This is a genomic window from Pseudomonas sp. TUM25319 (genome assembly GCF_056388475.1).
Map to the genome: position 1 here is coordinate 2,365,947 of NZ_CM150751.1, position 20,385 is coordinate 2,386,331.

Annotated in this window: 19 protein-coding genes; 14 read left to right on the forward strand and 5 right to left on the reverse strand. The window is 62.6% G+C overall.

Annotation, left to right across the window (positions count from 1 at the left end; genetic code table 11):
* The first annotated feature begins 20 nt into the window (after positions 1–20).
* Positions 21–1,640, forward strand: coding sequence for a pyoverdine maturation tyrosinase PvdP (gene pvdP, locus AC05QJ_RS11190; protein WP_476746918.1), 1,620 nt, complete (start codon positions 21–23; stop codon positions 1,638–1,640).
* A 51-nt stretch (positions 1,641–1,691) separates the two neighbouring features.
* Here pvdP and AC05QJ_RS11195 read toward each other — a convergent pair whose 3' ends face one another.
* From AC05QJ_RS11195 to AC05QJ_RS11205, 3 genes are read right to left on the reverse strand one after another with little or no spacing between them, the layout of a single operon-like run.
* Positions 1,692–3,092 (reverse strand): efflux transporter outer membrane subunit, encoded by a 1,401-nt coding sequence (locus AC05QJ_RS11195; RefSeq protein WP_476746919.1) that lies wholly within the window; start codon positions 3,090–3,092, stop codon positions 1,692–1,694.
* Positions 3,093–3,095: 3 nt separating this feature from the next.
* Complete coding sequence (locus tag AC05QJ_RS11200) at positions 3,096–5,060, reverse strand: MacB family efflux pump subunit (protein ID WP_476746920.1); 1,965 nt, start codon at positions 5,058–5,060, stop codon at positions 3,096–3,098.
* Positions 5,061–6,233, reverse strand: coding sequence for an efflux RND transporter periplasmic adaptor subunit (locus AC05QJ_RS11205; protein WP_476746921.1), 1,173 nt, complete (start codon positions 6,231–6,233; stop codon positions 5,061–5,063).
* A gap of 362 nt (positions 6,234–6,595) precedes the next feature.
* On the opposite strand from AC05QJ_RS11205, the gene AC05QJ_RS11210 reads away from it, so the two are divergent.
* On the forward strand, positions 6,596–7,081 hold the full coding sequence (locus tag AC05QJ_RS11210; protein WP_476746922.1) for a histidine kinase: 486 nt from the start codon (positions 6,596–6,598) through the stop codon (positions 7,079–7,081).
* 91 nt (positions 7,082–7,172) lie between these two features.
* The gene (locus tag AC05QJ_RS11215; protein ID WP_476746923.1) at positions 7,173–8,483 is read left to right on the forward strand and encodes an MFS transporter; all 1,311 of its coding nucleotides are present in this window, start codon (positions 7,173–7,175) and stop codon (positions 8,481–8,483) included.
* 129 nt (positions 8,484–8,612) lie between these two features.
* Here AC05QJ_RS11215 and AC05QJ_RS11220 read toward each other — a convergent pair whose 3' ends face one another.
* Complete coding sequence (locus tag AC05QJ_RS11220) at positions 8,613–10,277, reverse strand: electron transfer flavoprotein-ubiquinone oxidoreductase (protein WP_476746924.1); 1,665 nt, start codon at positions 10,275–10,277, stop codon at positions 8,613–8,615.
* 545 nt (positions 10,278–10,822) lie between these two features.
* On the opposite strand from AC05QJ_RS11220, the gene AC05QJ_RS11225 reads away from it, so the two are divergent.
* From AC05QJ_RS11225 to AC05QJ_RS11265, 9 genes are all read left to right on the forward strand, one after another.
* Complete coding sequence (locus AC05QJ_RS11225) at positions 10,823–11,572, forward strand: electron transfer flavoprotein subunit beta/FixA family protein (RefSeq protein WP_476746925.1); 750 nt, start codon at positions 10,823–10,825, stop codon at positions 11,570–11,572.
* Complete coding sequence (locus AC05QJ_RS11230) at positions 11,573–12,502, forward strand: electron transfer flavoprotein subunit alpha/FixB family protein (RefSeq protein WP_476746926.1); 930 nt, start codon at positions 11,573–11,575, stop codon at positions 12,500–12,502. It abuts the gene before it with no gap.
* 125 nt (positions 12,503–12,627) lie between these two features.
* Positions 12,628–13,452, forward strand: coding sequence for a substrate-binding periplasmic protein (locus AC05QJ_RS11235; RefSeq protein WP_476746927.1), 825 nt, complete (start codon positions 12,628–12,630; stop codon positions 13,450–13,452).
* 9 nt (positions 13,453–13,461) lie between these two features.
* Positions 13,462–13,815 carry a DUF4398 domain-containing protein gene (locus AC05QJ_RS11240; protein ID WP_476746928.1) on the forward strand — a complete coding sequence of 118 codons (354 nt, stop codon included), beginning with the start codon at positions 13,462–13,464 and terminating at the stop codon, positions 13,813–13,815.
* The gene (locus AC05QJ_RS11245) at positions 13,812–14,621 is read left to right on the forward strand and encodes an OmpA family protein (RefSeq protein ID WP_476746929.1); all 810 of its coding nucleotides are present in this window, start codon (positions 13,812–13,814) and stop codon (positions 14,619–14,621) included. The genes AC05QJ_RS11240 and AC05QJ_RS11245 overlap by 4 nt, the downstream gene beginning before the upstream one ends.
* Before the next feature lie 214 nt (positions 14,622–14,835).
* Positions 14,836–16,281, forward strand: a complete 1,446-nt coding sequence (locus AC05QJ_RS11250; protein ID WP_476746930.1) for an aminotransferase-like domain-containing protein — start codon at positions 14,836–14,838, stop codon at positions 16,279–16,281.
* A 69-nt stretch (positions 16,282–16,350) separates the two neighbouring features.
* Entirely contained in the window at positions 16,351–16,875 is a 525-nt protein-coding gene (locus AC05QJ_RS11255; RefSeq protein ID WP_476747912.1) for a translation initiation factor 2, read from the forward strand.
* 121 nt (positions 16,876–16,996) lie between these two features.
* Positions 16,997–17,251, forward strand: a complete 255-nt coding sequence (locus AC05QJ_RS11260) for a YkgJ family cysteine cluster protein (protein WP_476746931.1) — start codon at positions 16,997–16,999, stop codon at positions 17,249–17,251.
* Between the two features lie 35 nt (positions 17,252–17,286).
* A complete protein-coding gene (locus AC05QJ_RS11265) occupies positions 17,287–17,889 on the forward strand; it encodes an START domain-containing protein (RefSeq protein ID WP_476746932.1) in 603 nt (200 codons plus the stop codon).
* Positions 17,890–17,995: 106 nt separating this feature from the next.
* Here AC05QJ_RS11265 and gltA read toward each other — a convergent pair whose 3' ends face one another.
* The gene (gltA, locus tag AC05QJ_RS11270; RefSeq protein WP_009396293.1) at positions 17,996–19,285 is read right to left on the reverse strand and encodes a citrate synthase; all 1,290 of its coding nucleotides are present in this window, start codon (positions 19,283–19,285) and stop codon (positions 17,996–17,998) included.
* Between the two features lie 351 nt (positions 19,286–19,636).
* On the opposite strand from gltA, the gene sdhC reads away from it, so the two are divergent.
* Positions 19,637–20,023: a succinate dehydrogenase, cytochrome b556 subunit gene (sdhC, locus tag AC05QJ_RS11275; protein ID WP_170394861.1), complete on the forward strand. Its 387-nt coding sequence runs from the start codon at positions 19,637–19,639 to the stop codon at positions 20,021–20,023.
* Positions 20,017–20,385, forward strand: coding sequence for a succinate dehydrogenase, hydrophobic membrane anchor protein (gene sdhD, locus AC05QJ_RS11280; protein ID WP_009396297.1), 369 nt, complete (start codon positions 20,017–20,019; stop codon positions 20,383–20,385). Before sdhC ends, sdhD begins: the two co-directional genes overlap by 7 nt.

Genomic DNA, 20,385 nt, shown 5'->3' on the forward strand with positions numbered 1-20,385 from the left:
ATGGCTGGCACGGGTGGGGAATGACGATATCGCGGCGAGGGTTGATAGCGGGTCTGGCGTTGGCCGGTGCGGCAGTGCCGGCTGTCTGGTACGGCCATCAGAAGCTCACCCACGATCCCGAGGACGATATCGTCACGCCCGGTGAGGCCAGTGTCGAACTGGCGGACATCGCCGGGCAGCAACTGGCCAACCAGTTGCGTGGCATCTGGGATATCCGCTTCACCGGGGCCGAGGGTGGCCTGCCGGGTCTGCCTCGCGAGGGCGTGCAGCTTTATCTCGATATCGCCGCCAAGGGGCGTGGCCTGCGCGGCGTGCTCGACACCGGCGAAGGCCTCGACCAGCCCGGTCCTGTTGCCTACCGCGTGCTGGGTGACCTGGTTGGCGCCTCCACGGCGCAGGTGCGTTGGCGACTGTTGAGCAATCAGGGCGGGCCGGGGTTCGAATGCATCGCCAGCCTGGACGAAGTCTGGGGCAACTTCGGCAACGCCGGCAGCGGCACCCTGAGCGGTCGGATGCAGCGCCTTGACCGGTCCATGGCGCTGCCGCTGCAGGACAGCCACTTCGTCGCGGTAAAGCGGATGTTCCCCGAGGCCCGCGAGCGCATTCACTACACCCCGCAGTTGCGTGCCTGGCTGATCAGTGCCGAGCACCGCCTGTTCCATCAACTCTGGCACGCTGCCCGCGACAAGTGGCACAACCTGCCCGAAGAAAAGCATGGCGCCCTGCGTGGCCTCGGCTGGCAGCCCGGTCCCCGTGACAAGGAGCGCGATGCCCGGGGCCCGCGCAAGCATCGCAATGGCTCGGGCGTGGACTTCCTGTTCATGCACCGGCACATGCTCAATGCCGCGCGGACCTTCCAGCCGCTGCCGTCGTGGCCGCACTTCCCGCTACCGCAACCGAACGTCGAGTACGACCGCCATGGCTTCGCCCGCTACTTCGACAACCACGACGGCTACAGCGTACCGCCGACCTGGCGTGCGCCGGATGACGACGACTACACCCAGTGGGTCGCGGCGATCAAGGCGCAGGAAACCTTCTGCAGCAACTTCCAGGTCTGGGAATCGCAGTACCAGGACCCGCTCTACCTCTCGCGCATGACCCTGGGCGAGCTGGGCTCCGAGCTGGAAATGAACCTGCACGACTGGCTGCACATGTGCTGGGCGTCGGTGCCGCGGGATCCGTCCAACGGCGCGCCGGTGCCCTTCGCCCGCGACCAGTCCGACTTCGCCGCCCGCTGGTACCGGGCGGAAAACGACTTCCTGGGCGATCCGTTTTCCTCCCATGTGAATCCGGTGTTCTGGGGCTTCCATGGCTGGATCGACGATCGCATCGAGGACTGGTACCGCGCCCACGAGCGGCACAATCCCGGCCAGGTCACCCGGCTGGAGATCAACGGTGTGAAGTGGTTCGCGCCGGGGCGCTGGAACGAGGTGGCCGATCCCTGGCTGGGCCCGACCACCCATGGTTGCAGCACCACGCCGGGGATGTTCCCGGGCAAGTCGGTGGAGATGGATATCGAAACCATGAAACTGGCGCTGCGCATCGTCTTCGCCGAAGAAGAGGCGCTTGCGCCTTTGGTCAGGCGCGTTCCGCAGCGGCCGTGGTATGCGCGGCATCTGTCGATGAAAGGAATTACCTGACCTCAGCCCGCAGGCGCTGGCTGCGCCAGCGCCTGCGGCAACCCAGGGCAATCAGCGCGAAGCCTGCCAGCCCCCGCCCAGTGCCTTGTACAAGCCCACGCTCGCCTGCACCCGCGCCAACCGCAGTTGCACCTGCTGATCCTGTGCCTCGTACAAGGTGCGCTGGGTTTCCAGTACCGTCAGCAGGGTTTCCGCGCCCGCCCGGTAACGGCGCTCTGCCAGTTCGAACGCCGTGCGCGCCTGCGACACTTCCTCGTCCTGCCATTGCCGCTGGCGGTCGACGCCGCTGATGCTGTTGAGCGCCTTCTCCACGTCGGCGAAGCCGGAGACGATGCTGGCGTGATACTGCTGCAGCAGTTCGTCCTGCTGGGCGCGGGCCTTGTCCCGTTCTGCCCTGAGCCTGCCGTTGTCGAATATCGGTGCCGCCAGCCCCGCTGTGAGGTTGTAATAGGGACTGCGCAGCAACTGGTCGAAGATCTGCGAGCCGGATGCGAGGTTGGCGCCGAGGGTCAGGCTTGGCAGCATCGCCGCGCGGGCGACCTGCACATTGGCCCTGGCCGCAGCCAGGCGCGCCTCGGCGGCGGCGATGTCCGGGCGGCGGCTGAGCAGGTCGCTGGGCACGCCGCTGTCGATCCGTGGCCAGGCGATGGCGGCGAAGTCTTCGTCAGTCGCCGGCAGGTTCTGCACCGGCTGCCCCAACAGGGTTGCCAGGGCGATCCGAGACTCTTGCAGTTGTTGTTCGAGCAACGGCACCTGACGTTCCTGGGCGGCCACCAGGCTGCGCTGCTGGGCCAGTTCCAGCGCGGTGGCGGAACCTGCGCCGTAGCGGGTTTGCACCACTTGCAGCACGTCGCGGGCATTGCTCAGGTTGAGCCGGGCGATGCGCACCTGCTCGGCGAGGGCAAGGCTTTGCAGGTAGCTGTTGGCCACGCCACTGAACAGCGTCAGTTCCACGGTCTGGCGGTCGAAGCGGCTGGCCTCCAGGCTGCGCAGGGCGCTGTCGCGGGCGGCGGCCTTGCCCCCCCAGAAGTCGATCTCGTAGCTGGCGCTCAGGCCGGTGCTGAACGAGGTGTAGGTGCGCTCCGAGCTGGTGGCATCGATGCCACCATAGCCGTTGCCGCGCAGCAGCCGTTCGCGGCTGGCATCCAGGTTGAACTTGACCTCCGGCAGCAACGGCGCGCCGGCGATCACTGTGCTGGCCTCAGCCTGGCGGACCCTGGCCATGGCGGCGGCGAGGTCGAAGCTGCCCTGGCGTGCCTGCTCGATCAACCCGTCAAGCTGTGGGCTGGCAAAGGCTCGCCACCACGCCTGGTCGATGAGGACCGCGCTGTTTTCATGCGGGCCCTGCCATTGTGGCGGTGCAGCGGGCGCCGCAGCATCGGGGGCGCTGCTGGTGCAAGCAGCCAGCAGCAGGCAGAGGGACAGGAGGCTGAGACGGCTGGGCAATGTCATCGATTATTCGCTTGTCAGGGCTTTGACCGGGTCGAGCCGGGCAGCTTTGCGTGCCGGCATGAAGCCGAACACCACGCCGGTAATGACGGCGCAGGTAAAGGCGCCGAGGGCGGCACCCAGGGAGAAGGCCACGGCGATGTCGGCCAGCATCAGGCCGCCACCAATCAGCAGGGCCAGGCCGATGCCCGTGACGCCGCCGACCATCGACAGCATCACCGCCTCGGTGAGGAACTGGCGCAGGATGTCGCGCTGCCGGGCCCCGGTGGCCATGCGGATGCCGATCTCACGGGTCCGTTCGCGCACGGTCATCAGCATGATGTTCATCACGCCGATGCCGCCGACCAACAGGGAGATCGCGGCGATGGCACCGAGCATCAGCGACAGGGTGTTCTGGGTACGTGCCTCGGCCTGGATCAGTGCCGCGTAGTTGGTCAGTTCATAGTCGTGCTTGCCGCGGTGCAGCTTGCGCATCAGGTGGTCGATGGCCACTTCGGTTTCCTTCACCCGCGCCGAATCCGCAGCGGCGATGGTTACATACTCCGGATCATGGCTGCCGAACAGACGTACCGACGCGGCGGAGTAGGGCACCACGATACGCCCGTCGCTGTCCTGGTCGCCTGAGCTGGAACCCTTGGCGGCGAGGATGCCGAGTACCTGGAATGGCGCGTTGCCGATGAGGATGTACTGGCCGATGGGGTTGCGCTCGCCAAAGAGTTTTTCCCGCACCTTCTGGCCGATCACGGCGACGGCCGCGCCCGCCAGTTCGTCGGACTCGGTGAAGAAACTGCCCTCGACCACCGGCCAGTTGAAGATCTCCGAGAACCAGGTGTTGTTGCCGCCGACGTAGAACTCCTGGCTATTGTTGGCGTAGCGCACCATCAACTGGTTGCCGATCACCGGCATGATTTTCTTCACCTGCGGCAGGCCGGCCAGCGCTTCGACGTCGTCCAGGGTAATGATCCCCGCCGGCTCGTGCAGCGACGCGGATTTGCCGCTGAGGTAGAGGATGTTCGAGCCGAAGGCGGCCATCTGCGCCACCACCTGGCGCTTGCTGCCTTCGCCCACGGCGAGCATGACCACCACTGAGGCGACGCCGATGACGATGCCCAGCAGGGTGAGGGCCGTACGGAAGCGGTTGATCCACATCACCCGCCAGGCCGCCTGCAGCGCTTCGACCATCTCGCCTTTCCAGGCGCCGGTCTGGGTTGCGCCGCGGTTCAGGTGCTGGCGCAGTTCCTCGGCTTGCGGGCCGGCCTGGGCCGGTTGGCGCTCCGCCTCATCGTTGGCCGAGTCGCTGAGGACCAGGCCGTCGCGGATCTCGATGATGCGCTGGGCGCGGGCTGCGACTTCACGGTCGTGGGTAATCAGGATGATCACGTGGCCCTGGCTGGCGAGCTCGTCGAGCAGTGTCATCACCTCGGCACCGCTCTGGCTGTCGAGGGCGCCGGTAGGTTCGTCGGCGAGGATGATGTGGCCGCCGTTCATCAGCGCCCGGGCGATCGACACCCGTTGTTGCTGGCCACCGGACAACTGATGCGGCCGGTTGCCGGTGCGTTCGCCCAGCCCCAGGCGTTCCAGCAGGGCCGCGGCACGGGCATGGCGCTCGGCTGCCGGAGTACCGGCATAGATGGCCGGCATCTCGACGTTTTCCTGGGCCGAGCCGGAGCCGATCAGGTGGTAGCCCTGGAACACGAAGCCGAACGCTTCGCGGCGCAACCAGGCCAGCTCGTCGCTGTCCAGCTCGGCGACGTCCTTGCCGGCGAACAGGTACTGGCCACTGGTGGGGCGGTCCAGGCAGCCGAGGATGTTCATCAGCGTCGATTTGCCGGAGCCGGAGGCGCCGACGATGGCGACGAATTCGCCCGGATGGATCGCCAGGCTGACGCCCCGCACCACCTCGACCTTGGGGGTGTCGATGCCACCGTAGGATTTGCGGATGTCCCGCAGTTCGATCAGCGGTGTGCTCATTCAGCCCCCGCTGGCGACAGGCGCGCCGATCAGCAGGTGGTCGCCTTCGGTCAGACCGTCGAGGATCTGTACGCGCAGACGGTCGCTCAGCCCGGTGCGGACATGGCGCTGCTCGACCTTGCCGTCACGGTTGAGTACCAGTGCCAGGCGCTGGTCGGGTTTGTCGCCATCGTCTTCCAGGGCCGCCAGCGGCGCGGTCAGCACGTCCTGCGCCTGGCCGGCGACGAAGAACACCTGGGCCGTCATTTCTGCCATCAGGCTGTGGTCGGGGTTGTCGACGTCGAGCAGCACGGTATAGAGCACCACTTTACCGGTGCTGCCGCTGCCGCTGGCCGAACTGCCGCCGCTGCTCTGCATCGACGGGTCGAGCGGCTTGGGCGGGATCGGCAGGATCTGTCGCACGGTGCTCGCCCAGCGGCGCTTGCCGCCGGCAAGGGTGGTGAAATAGGCGTTCATGCCGGGTTTGACATGACCGATGTCCGCTTCCGACACCTGGGCCCAGACTGTCATCGGTGACAGCCGGGCGATACGCAGGATCAGCGGCGTCTGCTGCTGGGCATTGAGGGTCTGGCCTTCACGGGCGTCCACCGCGACCACGGTACCGGACATCGGCGCGTAGATCCGGGTGTAGCCCAGTTCCGCTTCGTCACTGCGCAGGTTGGCCTGGGCCTGCAGGATCTGCGCACGGTACATGTCGATGCGCGCCTGGGTGATCCGCAGTTGCGCCTGGGCGGTCTGCACGTCTTCTTCGCGGGTGGCGTTGCCGGCGGCGAGGTTCTGCTGGCGCTTGTATTGCTGTTCGGCGAGCTTGTATTGCGCCTGCTGTTCGGCGAGCTGGGCCTTGAGGTTGTCGATGGAGTAGCGGCCGGCGTCGAGCCGGGCCTGCTGGGTCGACGGATCGATTTCCACCAGCAGTTGGCCTTCCTTGACCTCGTCGCCGGGCTCGACATGGAGCTTGCGGATCTGCCCCGACGCCTGGGCGCCGACATCGACGTAACGGCGGGGTTGCAAGGTCCCCAGCGCGGTCACGCTGCTCTCGATGTTGCCGCGGGTGACGGCGACGGTGCTGACCGGGTCGCCGCCCGGCAGCGCTTTCCAGGCAACCAGGGTGCCGAGGCCGAGCAGGCCCAGGGCGCAGATCAGCAGGCGGCGTTTGAAAGTCGGACGTCTCATGCAGGGTTCCAGCCAGAAGGGGTCGGCCCGCGTGCGGTTGGCGCCGGCGCGGGAAGCTCCCAGATAAACGAGAGGGGCACTGGGTAATTTACCCACGGAGGCGACACGCGCTGTGCCGACCGAAGGGTGGGCAATACTATGCTGAAAGCATCAAATACTTGTGAGAACCATTTTCATTTGCCCGATATTATCCCGGCTCAGGTCGCGGACGCAGGTTGCCTCAACAATATATTGACGCTTCCTTGATTTCCGACGGTTTCCCGACAACTATCAGTAAAAGTTCCCACGGAATGACCGCCCGATCCATCGGCGGTGAATGGTCAAGGATTGTTCCCAGATAACTATTACCTTGGTCATTCGTCATGTCTGACAAATCCTTGCGAATCCTGCTGGCCGATGCCCATCCGATGCAGCTGATGCAACTGGAAAAGATGCTCAACGGCATGGGTTATTACCGTATCGCTCCGGTGCAGTCGTTCGAGGACCTGCGCCATCTGGTGCAGAATGCATTGCTGCCGTTCAACCTGCTGATCGGCAATATCGACCTGGCCAGCCATGCCGGTGTCGACCTCGAGCGCTTCTGCCGGGTCAATGTGCAGATCCAGCATGCGCTGCTGTACGAGTCGCAGCACCTGAAGATGCCGGCGGTGCCGGCAGGCCAGCGACAGGCGGTGGCCGTCAGTTTGCCCAAGGTGCCGGACGACGAGACCCTGCACGCTTTCATGGCGATCATCGACGGGCCGCGGGTCGTCGGTCAGTTGCCCGGCCCCAAGGGCCGGGGCACCCCTCGAGGCCCTTCGCGGCACTGGCTGGGTTCTGGCCAGACGGTGTTTTCCCGGCCCTCCTGACGGCCTTCGCCACCGCTCAGTTTGTTATGCTCTTGCCCTTCGCCCGGGCGCGGCCGCCGCGCCCGGCCCGTTCATTTCTGCGGAACGCCTTATGACTGCCAACGACGCCGCTCGGTTTTCCCGCGGCGACCACAAGACGCTCGGCCTGGCTGCCTTGGGCGGCGCGCTGGAGATCTACGATTTCATCATTTTCGTGTTCTTCGCCCTGACCCTCAGCCAGCTGTTCTTCCCGCCGGAAATGCCTGAATGGCTGCGCCTGCTGCAGAGTTTCGGGATTTTCGTCACCGGCTACCTGGCTCGCCCGCTGGGCGGCATTCTCATGGCCCATTTCGCCGATCATCTGGGGCGCAAGAAGGTGTTCAGCCTGAGCATCCTGATGATGGCGCTGCCGTGCCTGCTGATCGGGCTGATGCCGACCTACGCCGACATCGGCTATGCCGCGCCGCTGATCCTGCTGGGGTTGCGCATTCTGCAAGGGGCGGCGGTCGGTGGCGAGGTGCCCAGCGCCTGGACCTTCGTTGCCGAACACGCACCGGTGGGGCGCCGCGGTTATGCCCTGGGCTTTCTCCAGGCCGGCCTGACCTTCGGTTACCTGCTTGGGGCACTGGTGGCCACTGCGCTGGCGCAACTGTTCACGGCCCAGGAAATTCTCGATTACGCCTGGCGTTACCCGTTCCTGTTGGGAGGCGTGTTCGGCGTTATTGGCGTGTGGCTGCGCCGCTGGCTGAGCGAGACACCGGTGTTTCTTGCCCTGGCGCGCCAGCGCAACGACCGGCCGGTGGAGTTTCCCTTGCGCGCTGTGTTGCGTGAGCACCGTCGGGCGCTGATTCCTGCGGCCTTGCTGACCTGCGTGCTGACCTCGGCGGTGGTGGTGTTGGTAGTCATCACGCCGACGGTGATGCAGCAGCGCTTCGGCATGGGGGCTGGCCACACCTTCGCCCTGAGCAGCCTGGGCATCGTCTTCCTCAATATCGGCTGCGTGCTGGCCGGCCTGCTGGTGGACCGCGTCGGGGCCTGGCGGGCACTGGTGCTGTATTCGCTGCTGTTGCCGCTGGGGATTGGCGGGCTGTATGGCGGCCTGGTCGGCGGCTGGGACACAGTCGGCGTCGCCTACGCCCTGGCCGGCCTGGCCTGCGGAGTGGTGGGGGTGGTGCCGTCGATCATGGTCGGTCTGTTTCCGGCGCGGATTCGCGTGTCGGGCATTTCCTTTACCTACAACGTTGCCTATGCGCTGTGGGCCAGTACCACACCGTTGTTGCTGATCGCCCTGATGCCGTGGAGTCCGTGGGTCTGCGTGGCGTTCTGTGCCGTGATGGGGGGCGTTGGCGTGCTGACGGCGGCGTATTTCAGCGGTCGCGAGCAATTGCGCAGTGAAGAGGACATCGTGCTGGCAAAGGGCTGAACGGCTTTTTCCTGCGGGATGCAGAAAGCCCCTCGCACCTTGCGGTGGAGGGGCTTTTCTTTGGCTGCAAGTTTCGAGTTTCAAGCGGCAAGCCAACGCAGAGCGGCTTCGGCCTTGCCGCTTGCAGACTTACATGTTCGGGTAAGTCGGGCCGCCAGCACCTTCCGGGGTGACCCAGGTGATGTTCTGCGAAGGGTCCTTGATGTCACAGGTCTTGCAGTGCACGCAGTTCTGGGCGTTGATCTGGAAGCGCTTGCTGCCGTCTTCCTGGGCGACCACCTCGTACACGCCGGCCGGGCAGTAGCGCTGCGCCGGTTCGTCGTAGAGCGGCAGGTTGGTGCCGATCGGAATACCGGCGTCAGCCAGCTTCAGGTGGCACGGCTGCTCTTCTTCGTGGTTGGTGCTGGAGAGGAACACCGAGCTCAGCTTGTCGAAGCTCAGCTTGCCGTCGGGTTTCGGGTACTCGATCCGGGTCGAGTCGGCGGCCAGCTTGAGGCAGGCGTAGTCCGGCTTGGTGTCGTGCAGGGTGAACGGCAGCTTGCCGCCGAACCAGTTCTGGTCGACATAGTTGAACGCGCCGCCGAGCAGCGGGCCGAACTTGTGCAGGGCCGGGCCGAAGTTGCGGCTGGCGAACAGCTCTTCATACAGCCAGCTCGACTTGAACGCATCGACGTAGCTGTTGAGCTGGTCGCCGCCCTCGCTGCCGGCCAGCAGGGCTGTAGCCACCGCGTCGGCGGCGAGCATGCCGGACTTCATCGCGGTGTGGCTGCCCTTGATCTTGGAGAAGTTCAGGGTGCCCAGGTCGCAGCCGATCAGCGCGCCGCCGTTGAAGACCATCTTCGGCAGCGAGTTCAGGCCGCCCTTGCAGATGGCGCGGGCACCGTAGCTGATGCGCTTGCCGCCTTCGAGGTACTGGCTCATCACCGGGTGATGCTTGAGGCGCTGGAACTCGTCGAACGGCGACAGGAAGGGGTTGGCATAGGACAGGTCGACGATCAGACCGACCACCACCTGGTTGTTTTCCAGGTGATAGAGGAAGGAACCACCGGTGTTCTCGTTCTTGACCACATCCAGCGGCCAGCCGGCGGTGTGTACCACCAGGCCTTGTTCATGCTTGGCCGGATCGATTTCCCAGATTTCCTTGAGGCCGATACCGTAGTGCTGGGCGTCGGCGTCGCTGTCCAGGTTGAAGCGCTTGATCAGTTGCTTGCCGATGTGGCCACGGCAGCCTTCGGCGAACAGGGTGTACTTGCCGCGCAGTTCCATGCCGGGGGTGTACATGCCGTCTTTCGGATTGCCTTCGCGATCCACGCCCATGTCGCCGGTGATGATACCGCGGACAACGCCGTTCTCGTCGAACAGCGCTTCCTGGGCAGCGAAGCCCGGGTAGATTTCCACGCCCAGGTTCTCGGCCTGCTGGGCCAGCCAGCGGCACAGGTTGCCCAGGGAAATGATGTAGTTGCCCTGGTTGTGCATGGTCTTGGGCACGAACAGGTCAGGCACCTTGGTCGAGCTGCCGGCATCCTTGAGCACGTAGATGTCGTCGCGTTTGACTTCGGTGTTCAGCGGCGCGCCCAGTTCTTTCCAGTCGGGGAACAGTTCGTTCAGGGCGCGGGGCTCGAACACGGCGCCGGAGAGGATGTGGGCACCGACCTCGGAGCCTTTCTCGACCACGCAGACGCTGATTTCGCTACCGGCTTCGGCGGCCTTCTGCTTCAGTCGGCAGGCGGCGGACAGGCCCGCCGGGCCTGCGCCGACGATGACCACGTCGAATTCCATGTATTCGCGTTCCACAGGTTCTCTCCTACTCAAGGCTCATCGGTTTTTCTTTGTTTGGCGGGTGTCAGAGTGGTCATGTCGAAGGACCGGGCATGTAGCTCCGGCTGATGACGTACTACACCGCTTTCTCTTGGCCGCGCATTATATCTACACCACTTGCGTGGTCCAATACAAACGTTTGTTTGAATTTGCCGCGGGCCAGTAAAATCAAGATGGAGCGGCTGAAGGCTGGCGGTTTTGCCGTATTGACCGGATTGGGCGTTACGGTCAAGATACGAGCGGTTTTACGCTCGCCGTAGGCTGACCGTCGGATGCAGGAGCACCCCTAAAGACCTGGCATAAAGCAGGGCAGTTACGCCAAACCGGGGTTTTGTAGTGGAGTTTACACGTCACCACAAAAAATGACCCACGGGTTTTGCGATGAAGGGTCGAAACGCGACTGCAGAGTCAGTCCAGATTCGTCCGGCTGCAATCGTTTTTAGAGGTGCCCTTGTACCCACGCGCAATCGCCGGGTTCGGCCCAGGCGACATTCTTTTCACCGGAGAGTAACGAGGAATCCATGAAGGTTCTTGTAGCTGTCAAACGAGTGGTCGACTACAACGTCAAGGTTCGCGTCAAGGCGGACAACTCCGGCGTCGACCTCGCCAACGTCAAAATGTCCATGAACCCCTTCTGCGAGATCGCCGTCGAAGAAGCCGTACGCCTGAAAGAAAAAGGCGTGGCCAGCGAGATCGTTGTCGTTACCGTCGGTCCTGCCACTGCCCAGGAACAACTGCGTACCGCGCTGGCACTGGGCGCTGATCGCGCCGTGCTGGTGGAGTCCGCCGAAGAGCTGAACTCCCTGGCCGTGGCCAAGCTGCTCAAGGCCGTTGTCGACAAGGAGCAGCCTCAGCTGGTCATCCTCGGCAAGCAAGCCATCGACAGCGACAACAACCAGACTGGCCAGATGCTGGCTGCGCTGACCGGCTTCGCCCAGGGCACCTTCGCCTCCAAGGTCGAGATCGCTGGCGACAAGGCCAACGTCACCCGTGAAATCGACGGCGGCCTGCAGACCGTCGCGCTGAACCTGCCGGCGATCGTTACCACCGACCTGCGTCTGAACGAGCCGCGCTATGCGTCGCTGCCGAACATCATGAAGGCCAAGAAAAAGCCGCTGGAGACCTTCACTCCGGACGCGCTGGGCGTTTCCACCGCCTCGACCAACAAGACCCTGAAAGTCGAAGCGCCGGCTGCACGCAGCGCGGGCATCAAGGTCAAGTCGGTTGCTGAACTGGTCGAGAAACTGAAGAACGAGGCGAAGGTAATCTAAATGACTATCCTGGTTATCGCTGAACACGAAAACGGTGCCGTTGCACCCGCTACCCTGAACACCGTTGCCGCTGCCGCGAAGATCGGTGGTGATGTGCACGTCCTGGTCGCTGGCCAGAACGTTGGTGGTGTTGCCGAAGCCGCTGCGAAAATCGCTGGCGTGGCCAAGGTCCTGGTAGCCGACAACGCTGCCTACGCCAACTTCCTGCCGGAAAACGTCGCGCCGCTGGTGGCCGAGCTGGGCAAGGCTTACAGCCACGTGCTGGCACCTGCCACCTCCAACGGCAAGAACGTCCTGCCACGCGTTGCCGCGCTGCTGGACGTCGACCAGATCTCCGAGATCATCTCGGTTGAATCGGCCGATACCTTCAAGCGTCCGATCTACGCCGGCAACGCCATTGCCACCGTGCAGTCGAGCGCTGCAGTCAAGGTCATCACCGTCCGTGCCACCGGCTTCGACGCCGTTGCCGCCGAAGGTGGTTCGGCTGCCGTTGAAGTGGTCGGCGCCGCGCACGACGCTGGCAAGTCGTCCTTCGTTGGCGAAGAGCTGGCCAAGTCCGACCGTCCTGAACTGACCGCTGCCAAGATCGTCGTTTCCGGCGGCCGTGGCATGCAGAACGGTGACAACTTCAAGCACCTGTACGCCCTGGCCGACAAGCTGGGCGCGGCGGTCGGCGCTTCCCGCGCCGCGGTCGACGCAGGCTTCGTACCGAACGACATGCAGGTCGGCCAGACCGGCAAGATCGTCGCGCCACAGCTGTACATCGCCGTCGGTATTTCCGGCGCGATCCAGCACCTGGCCGGTATGAAAGACTCGAAAGTCATCGTTGCGATCAACAAGGACGAAGAAGCGCCGATCTTCCAGGTGGCCGACTACGGTCTGGTGGCGGATCTGTTCGAAGCCGTCCCTGAGCTGGAGAAGCTGGTTTAATCCAGTCGCTTCACTTATAAAGAGCCCGGTTGTCACGGGCTGTGTGCTGGCGATCTCCTGATCGCCGGGCCACAGCCTGCGGCAACCGGGCTTTTTGATTTTCCGCAATTGAGAAGGGCGCTTGCATGGGGTGGTTTGGACGTAAAGCGACACTGGCGATGCTCGGGCTGGCCTGCCTGCCGTCGACGGCCATGGCGGTCGGCAAGTGCGAACGACTGGTGGTGACCGGAAGCCCCGATGCGCCGCCTTATTCATGGCGTGACCCGCAGGATCCCCGGCACCTGATCGGCGCCAATGTCGATCTGCTCCAGCAACTGGGCAATGAGCTGGGCCTCAAGGTCGAAGTGTTATATGCCGGCAAGCGCAGTGATGCCCTGGCAGAGGTGCGCAGTGGTCGCATGGACCTGCTGGTGGATGCGCCTGTTGCAGTCGCCGAGCTGACGTCGCTGGACTATATTCATCCGCCCGTGCTGCGTAACGAGTACGTGATCTGGACTCGCCACGATTCGACCCTGGTCTATGACAACCTGGCGGAGCTGCGTCCGCATCCGGGAGCGATCTCCGAGAAGGCGCGCCTGACTGCGGAATTCGCCACCTTTGCCAAGGCGCAGCTCAAGCTTGAGCCGCTGCCGAACCTGACCCAGGCTTTCCAGAAGCTTCTGCTCGGGCAAGTGGATTATGTGCTGGCCGGACGCTACGCCGGAATGGCCATGGCCAGGAGTCTCGGCATGTCGAATGATCTGATTGCCCGAGGCGTTCCCCTGGACCGGCCGGGCCTGCACTTCGCGCTGTCGCACAATTCGGCCTGCAATGACGCCTGGTTACGCGGACAGTTGGCGAAAAAACTGACAGAATTGCCGGCCTCTGGCGTAGCCCAGGAGGTCCTGCAACGCAACATCGAGCGCTGGCAAGCGCAGTTGCAGGCGCCGCTTGACGCCCCCAAACAGTAGGAAACCTGTGTGAGAACCCAACCGCTATTCACTGTCCTGGCACTGCTGGCCCTGGCCGGTTGTGCTACCGACCCGGCACCTCATGAGCAGTTGCGCCTGTCCGAGCAAGCGCTCGATCAGGCCAGGGCCGTCGGTGCGAACGACGAGGTGGCCGAGCTGAAACTGGCCGAAGACAAGCTGGCGCGGGCCCGTGCCAATATGCTCGGCGAGTCGTTCCGCGACGCCCGTATGCGCGCCGAACAGGCCGAACTGGATGCGCGCCTGGCGGAAGCCAAGGTGTTGACCGTGAAAAGCCAGGAGCAGCTGACGTTGCTGCAATCGCGGGTAGACCGCCTTCGCAAGCAATTGGGGGAACAGCGGTGAGTTCGATCAAGTCCCTGTCCTTGTTGGCTGTTGCCGCTGTCCTTGGCCTGCAGGGCTGTGCGAGCGAGCGCAGTGAAGTGGCGCTGGACCAGGCGTCGGCCAGTTTCCAGGCGGTGAAGGATGATTCCAATGTCTTGCGCAGTGCGCCGCGCGACGTCATTCGTGCCGGCGAGTCCCTGGCCAGGGCCGAGCGCCTGGCTACCTACTTCGGAACCGGTGCCGATGTTCGGCACTACGCCTACCTGAGCCAGCGCTACAGCGAGATCGCCCGGGAGCACAGCAATCTGGTCCTCAACCAGGAGCGCCAGGCCAAGCTGGAACTCGAGCGGCAGCGCCTGCAACTGGCGTTGCGTGAAGCCAAGCTGGCCAGCGTGCAGCAGCAAGGCAAATGGCTGGAGGAGCAGATCGTCGCCCTGGCCACCACCGAAAGCGACCGCGGCCTGGTAATGACCCTGGGTGATGTGCTGTTCGATACCGGCCAGGCCGAACTGAAGAACTCCGCCAGCCGTACGGTGCTCAAGCTGGTGCAGTTCCTTCAGTTGAATCCGAAGCGGGTGGTGCGCATCGAGGGTTATACCGACAGCACCGGCAATGCCGAGGACAACCTCAAGCTATCCCGTGATCGTGCGCAATCGGTGGCTGACATGCTGGTAGACCTGGGTGTGGACGAAAAGCGTATCACCGTGATGGGCTACGGTGACCAGTACCCGGTGGAAGTGAATGCTTCCGAGCGGGGCAGGGCGCAAAACCGACGGGTAGAGATCGTCTTTTCCGACGAAAAGGGCCGGCTGGGCGCCGAGCGCTGAGCAGCCCGCAGGCATCCGGACCCGGTGATCGAAAGACACCGGGTTTTTTCATTAAAGGCCTGCTGGTTATGCTCACGCGGTGCTTTGATCGGCAGTCACACAACTGTATTGTCGACTAGTCTGCAATCTGTCCCAGTACACTTGGCAACTGTTACGGTATTCTGTGTGGCCTGAACAACAATAACCCGTTTGCCCGCGTGTCGAGAGTAGGATCATGACCAACCTGTTGCTCTATCAGCGTATCGCTCACCAGTTGGCCGAAGACATCCGGCGCGGCGTCTATCAGCCGGGCGAGCGGGTTCCCTCGGTGCGCAAGATGAGCTCGCAGCTGAATGTCAGCCACGCGACGGTTCTGCAGGCCTACGCCAATCTCGAGGACCAGGGGCTGATCCGCGCCCGTCCGCAATCGGGTTACTACGTCCACCAGACGCCTGCACTGACCGCCTCTACACCCGATATCGCCCGGGTGGAGCGGCCAGGTCTGGTCACCCGGGCCAGCATCATCCAGCAGGTGCTGGCCGAAGCGCGCCGTGACGGGGTATTTCCGCTGGGGGCGGCGGTACCCCATGTGGATTATCTGCCGGTTCGGGCGCTGCACCAGCAACTGGCCAAGGTCACCCGGTTCCAGAGTCCCCGCGCATTCAGCTATATGTTCAGCCCCGGCTTCGAGCCTCTGCGTCGGCAGATCGCGATCCGCATGCGCGATGCCGGGGTCATCGTCGATCCTTCGGAGATCGTGGTCACCCATGGCTGTGTCGATGCGCTGCAAATGTCATTGCGGGTGCTGACGCGCCCTGGCGATCTGATCGCAGCAGAGTCGCCGACCTACTATGGCTTGCTGCAGTTGGCCGATCTGCTGGGCTTGAAGGTCATCGAGATCCCCAGTGATCCCTCCACCGGTATCAGTCTGGAGGCGCTGCAACTGGCGGCCAACCAGTGGTCGATCAAGGCGCTGGTGCTTACGGCGCGGTTGAGCAATCCGCTGGGCGGCACCATTCCCGAAGAACGCCAGAAGCAGCTGTTGCGACTGGCATCGGACTTCAATATCCAGATCATCGAGGACGATATCTACGGCGAGCTGATGTTCGAGCAAGGCAAGAGCAAGTCGCTCAAGGCGTTCGACCGGCTGGATCGGGTGATCTATTGCTCGAGTTTCTCGAAAACCCTGTCTCCCGGGGTGAGGATTGGCTGGATGATCGCGGGCAAGTACCAGCAGGAATTGCAGCGGCTGCAGACGTTCAGTACCCATTCGGCTTGCAGTGTCACGCAGATGGGCGTGGCGGCTTACCTGGAAAACGGCGGTTACGATCGGCACTTGCGGTTCATCCGTCAGGAGTACCGCAAGAATCTCAGCGCCTATCAGTTGGCGGTGCAGCAGTATTTCCCGGAAGGTACGCAAATGACCCGTCCGACCGGCGGCTTCATTCTGTGGGTCAGCCTGCCGGGGCGGGTCAATACTCAGGAATTGCATGTGCGGGCGCTGCAGCAGGGGATCAGTATTGCGCCGGGGTTGATCTTCAGTAACACCGAACAGTTCAACCACTGCATTCGCCTCAACTGCGGCATTCCCTGGAATCGTGAGGCGGAAAGAGCGCTGATGACACTGGGGATGCTGGCCAATCAGCTGTGCCAGGAGACTGCCACTAATGGCTATCTGTGATCGTCGGGCTTGTCAGCGGTGGTGGGAACAGGGAGCATAGCGACTTTCCCGGAGTGTCTGTTGTTGCCTATGACTCGATTGCGTTGTGCTGGATGGGTATTGCTCGGGTTGGCAGCCTTGCCGCTGAGTGCGCCAGTACTGGCTGCCTCGCTGCCGGCTCCTGTGCTGCTGGCTGAAGCAAAGCCGCAGGTCAAGGCCAGCGCCGCAAACGAGAAGAAAGCACCTGCGAAAACGCCCGCCAAAGCCAGGCCGCCAGCCAAGTCTAAGCCGGTTGCCGCAAAAAAACAGTCTGCCAGAGCCAGCAAGTCGGCCAGCCGCAAGAAGGCGGATGCCATAGCGGCGCCGTTGCCCAAGGCAAGGCTCGACCTGACCCTGCCCCCCGATGTGGTCGGTGAAATGAAACCGGTCGAGCAGATCGAGGCCGAGGTGCGCAAGCCGTTGCTGCCGGCCATGTTCGGTGAGCGTCCGCAGAGTGACAGTCCGTTTCAGCTCAATGGCCGGTTGCTCAGCAACGAAATGCAGTTGCAACTGCGCAACGACATGCGCCAGCAGGAGATCGAAGGCGCAGCCATCGATTTCGAATTCAAGCAGTAGCCGCGAAACGAGAACCGCTCGGTCAGCGATATTTCATCGACTCGACAATTTCAAACGCTTGTTTTAGTCGTTACTATCCCTTCTATCTGCATCATTTGTACTGCCCGAGGTCTCACCTGTCATGAAATGTCGCGAAGGCTGTGGCGCCTGTTGCATAGCCCCGTCGATCAGCTCGTTCATTCCCGGCATGCCTGATGGCAAGCCGGCCGGCGAGCGCTGTGTCCATCTCTCTGCCATCAACCTGTGCAATCTGTTCGGCAAGCCGGAGCGTCCGGCGGTGTGTTCCGGTTTCAAGGCTGATATCGAGGTGTGCGGCAGCGATCGTGATGAGGCGATCAGAATCATCGGCTGGTGGGAGCAAATGACTGCAGCCTGAATGCTGGATCTTCGACCAATAAGGAAAACAACCGGATGAGATCATTCAAGCGTGTAGCAGTAATCGTGGGTCTGGCATCGCTGCCTTCACTGGCAATGGCCGAGGACTGGAAGGTGGCCAAGGATGAGGACGGGATCAAGGTGTCCCTCAGTGAAGTGGCGGGCTCCCAGTACAAGGCTTACCGTGGTGTCGCGATGATCAAGGCGCCAGTGGCGAAAATTCGCGCTCTGCAGGAGGACGTTGCCGGTTCCTGTGCCTGGATCCACGAATGCAAATCCCAGAAACTGCTCAAGCATGAGGGGGATCAGAGCTGGACCTATGCCCAGTTCAATACCCCGTGGCCCGTCACCGCACGGGATTCCGTCCTGCATGTCACGACGATCCAGGGCGAAGATGGAGGCGTGACTCGCACTATCGAAGCTGCGCCAACCTATCAGCCGGAAGAGAAGGGCTTCGTTCGGGTGACGGAGGCCAAGGGCTATTGGAAGCTGGTGCCCAAGGGTGATGCCACTGAGGTGACCTACCAGTTGCATACCAACCCGGGTGGCAGTGTTCCCTCCTGGTTGGCCAACAAATTCGTGGTCGAAGCGCCGTTCAACACGCTCAAGGCGTTGAAGGAGAGGGCCGAGCGCCCTTGAAGAGAGGAGTACAGTTTCGAGGGGCTAAGACATTTCGATAACTGTAATTTTCGAGTGCAATAAAAAAGGCTGCCCGAGGGCAGCCTTTTTTGCGTTGGGCCGAAGCTTACTTGCGGTCTTCCAGCTTGACCAGGTCGCGGGACTCGTAGCCAGTGTAGAGCTGGCGAGGGCGGCCGATCTTGTAAGGGCTGGACAGCATTTCTTTCCAGTGGGAGATCCAGCCGACGGTACGTGCCAGGGCGAAGATCACGGTGAACATGCTGGTTGGAATGCCGATTGCCTTCAGGATGATGCCCGAGTAGAAGTCGACGTTCGGGTACAGCGAGCGCTCGATGAAGTAAGGATCGGTCAGGGCGATCTCTTCCAGGCGCATGGCCAGTTCGAGCTGCGGATCGTTGGTGATGCCCAGCTCGCGCAGGACTTCGTCGCAGGTCTGCTTCATCACGGTGGCGCGCGGGTCGCGGTTCTTGTAGACGCGGTGACCGAAGCCCATGAGCTTGAACGGATCGTTCTTGTCCTTGGCCTTGGCGATGAACTTGTCGATGTTCGAGACATCGCCGATTTCATCCAGCATGGTCAGTACGGCTTCGTTCGCACCGCCGTGGGCAGGGCCCCACAGTGCGGCGATACCGGCGGCGATACAGGCGAACGGGTTGGCGCCCGAAGAGCCGGCCAGGCGCACGGTGGAGGTGGAAGCGTTCTGCTCGTGGTCGGCATGGAGGATGAAGATCCGGTCCATTGCCTTGGCCAGTACCGGGCTGATCGGTTTGATCTCGCACGGGGTGTTGAACATCATGTGCAGGAAGTTCTCGGCATACGACAGGTCGTTGCGCGGGTACATCATGGGCTGGCCCATGGAGTACTTGTAGACCATCGCGGCCAGGGTCGGCATCTTGGCGACCAGGCGAACGGCGGAGATTTCCCGGTGCTGCGGGTTATTGATGTCCAGCGAGTCGTGGTAGAACGCCGACAGGGCGCCAACCACACCGCACATGACGGCCATCGGGTGGGCGTCGCGGCGGAAGCCGTTGAAGAAGGACTTCAACTGCTCGTGCACCATGGTGTGGTTCTTCACGGTGCTGACGAACTGGGCCTTCTGCTCGGCGTTAGGCAGTTCGCCATTGAGCAGCAGGTAGCAGGTTTCGAGGTAGTCGGATTGCTCGGCGAGCTGTTCGATAGGGTAGCCGCGATGCAGCAGGATGCCCTTGTCGCCATCGATGTAGGTGATCTTCGACTCGCAGGATGCGGTCGCCATGAAACCAGGGTCGAAAGTGAAGTGACCCGTGGCCCCCAACCCTCTGACGTCGATAACATCTGGACCAACGGTGCCGGTTAAAATGGGCAGCTCGACGGGGGCTGCGCCCTCGATGACCAACTGCGCTTTTTTGTCAGCCATGTGGCCTCCTATTAATGCTTGAAATCATCTGACAGACCCCCCACGCAGGGCCCGCACCACTATAGTGAGATAAATTCGAATGTCAATTTGCCTAAAGCACGGTTGTAATGGGGTTTAGGCACTGTTTTTCCTCGAAAATGCCGCCCATTTACGCCTTTTGTTCGGTAAAGGCAATGCGCTATTTGGGCTAGCCCTTCACGTTGTCATTAGTAGCCTAACTGTCTATACTCGGCACCCGACCGCCAGGGGCTATCAAGCCCGTCTCACTGGGGGTCGCCGCTCCCTGGGTGGTGGGTACCTGACCAGTACACTTACCAACAACTTTGCCCTGCTTGCTAGGGGCTCTTCAGTGTGAAAAAAGCCGTGAAAAGCCAACGACCTGTAAACCTAGACCTAAGGACCATCAAACTCCCGATCACCGCTTACACGTCCATTCTCCACCGCATCTCCGGCGTCATCCTGTTCCTGGGCCTGGCCATCATGCTTTATGCATTGGGCAAATCCCTGGGTTCGGAGGAAGGCTTTGGTGAGGTGAAGGCGTGTCTGACCAGTCCGCTGGCCAAGTTCGTGTTCTGGGCTCTGCTGTCCGCCTTGCTGTATCACCTGGTGGCCGGTGTGCGCCATCTGATCATGGACATGGGCATCGGTGAGACGCTGGAAGGCGGCAAACTGGGCTCGAAAATTGTCATCGTCATCTCCGTGGTGGTGATCGTTCTGGCGGGAGTTTGGATATGGTAACCAATGTCACGAACCTGTCGCGTTCGGGCCTCTATGACTGGATGGCGCAGCGCGTTTCTGCGGTCGTTCTCGCGGCTTACTTCATTTTCCTGATCGGCTACCTGGTGGCGCACCCTGGCATCGAATATGCCCAGTGGCACGCTCTGTTCTCCAACAACGCGATGCGTATCTTCAGTCTGCTGGCACTGGTTGCCCTGGGCGCTCACGCCTGGGTCGGCATGTGGACCATTGCAACCGACTACCTGACCCCGATGGCGTTCGGTAAATCGGCGACTGCGATTCGCTTCCTGTTCCAGGCGGTATGTGGTGTCGCGATGTTCGCGTACTTCGTCTGGGGTGTGCAGATTCTCTGGGGTATCTGA

Bases quoted from the DNA above. Each gene is read 5' to 3' on its own strand.
- AC05QJ_RS11250 (WP_476746930.1), top strand. From the start codon at position 14,836: ATGACCAACCTGTTGCTCTATCAGCGTATCGCTCACCAGTTGGCCGAA.
- AC05QJ_RS11200 (WP_476746920.1), bottom strand. From the start codon at position 5,060: ATGAGCACACCGCTGATCGAACTGCGGGACATCCGCAAATCCTACGGT.
- AC05QJ_RS11255 (WP_476747912.1), top strand. From the start codon at position 16,351: ATGACTCGATTGCGTTGTGCTGGATGGGTATTGCTCGGGTTGGCAGCC.
- sdhD (WP_009396297.1), top strand. From the start codon at position 20,017: ATGGTAACCAATGTCACGAACCTGTCGCGTTCGGGCCTCTATGACTGG.
- AC05QJ_RS11235 (WP_476746927.1), top strand. From the start codon at position 12,628: ATGGGGTGGTTTGGACGTAAAGCGACACTGGCGATGCTCGGGCTGGCC.
- AC05QJ_RS11210 (WP_476746922.1), top strand. From the start codon at position 6,596: ATGTCTGACAAATCCTTGCGAATCCTGCTGGCCGATGCCCATCCGATG.
- AC05QJ_RS11215 (WP_476746923.1), top strand. From the start codon at position 7,173: ATGACTGCCAACGACGCCGCTCGGTTTTCCCGCGGCGACCACAAGACG.
- AC05QJ_RS11265 (WP_476746932.1), top strand. From the start codon at position 17,287: ATGAGATCATTCAAGCGTGTAGCAGTAATCGTGGGTCTGGCATCGCTG.
- AC05QJ_RS11225 (WP_476746925.1), top strand. From the start codon at position 10,823: ATGAAGGTTCTTGTAGCTGTCAAACGAGTGGTCGACTACAACGTCAAG.
- AC05QJ_RS11195 (WP_476746919.1), bottom strand. From the start codon at position 3,092: ATGACATTGCCCAGCCGTCTCAGCCTCCTGTCCCTCTGCCTGCTGCTG.
- AC05QJ_RS11205 (WP_476746921.1), bottom strand. From the start codon at position 6,233: ATGAGACGTCCGACTTTCAAACGCCGCCTGCTGATCTGCGCCCTGGGC.
- pvdP (WP_476746918.1), top strand. From the start codon at position 21: ATGACGATATCGCGGCGAGGGTTGATAGCGGGTCTGGCGTTGGCCGGT.
- AC05QJ_RS11230 (WP_476746926.1), top strand. From the start codon at position 11,573: ATGACTATCCTGGTTATCGCTGAACACGAAAACGGTGCCGTTGCACCC.
- gltA (WP_009396293.1), bottom strand. From the start codon at position 19,285: ATGGCTGACAAAAAAGCGCAGTTGGTCATCGAGGGCGCAGCCCCCGTC.
- AC05QJ_RS11260 (WP_476746931.1), top strand. From the start codon at position 16,997: ATGAAATGTCGCGAAGGCTGTGGCGCCTGTTGCATAGCCCCGTCGATC.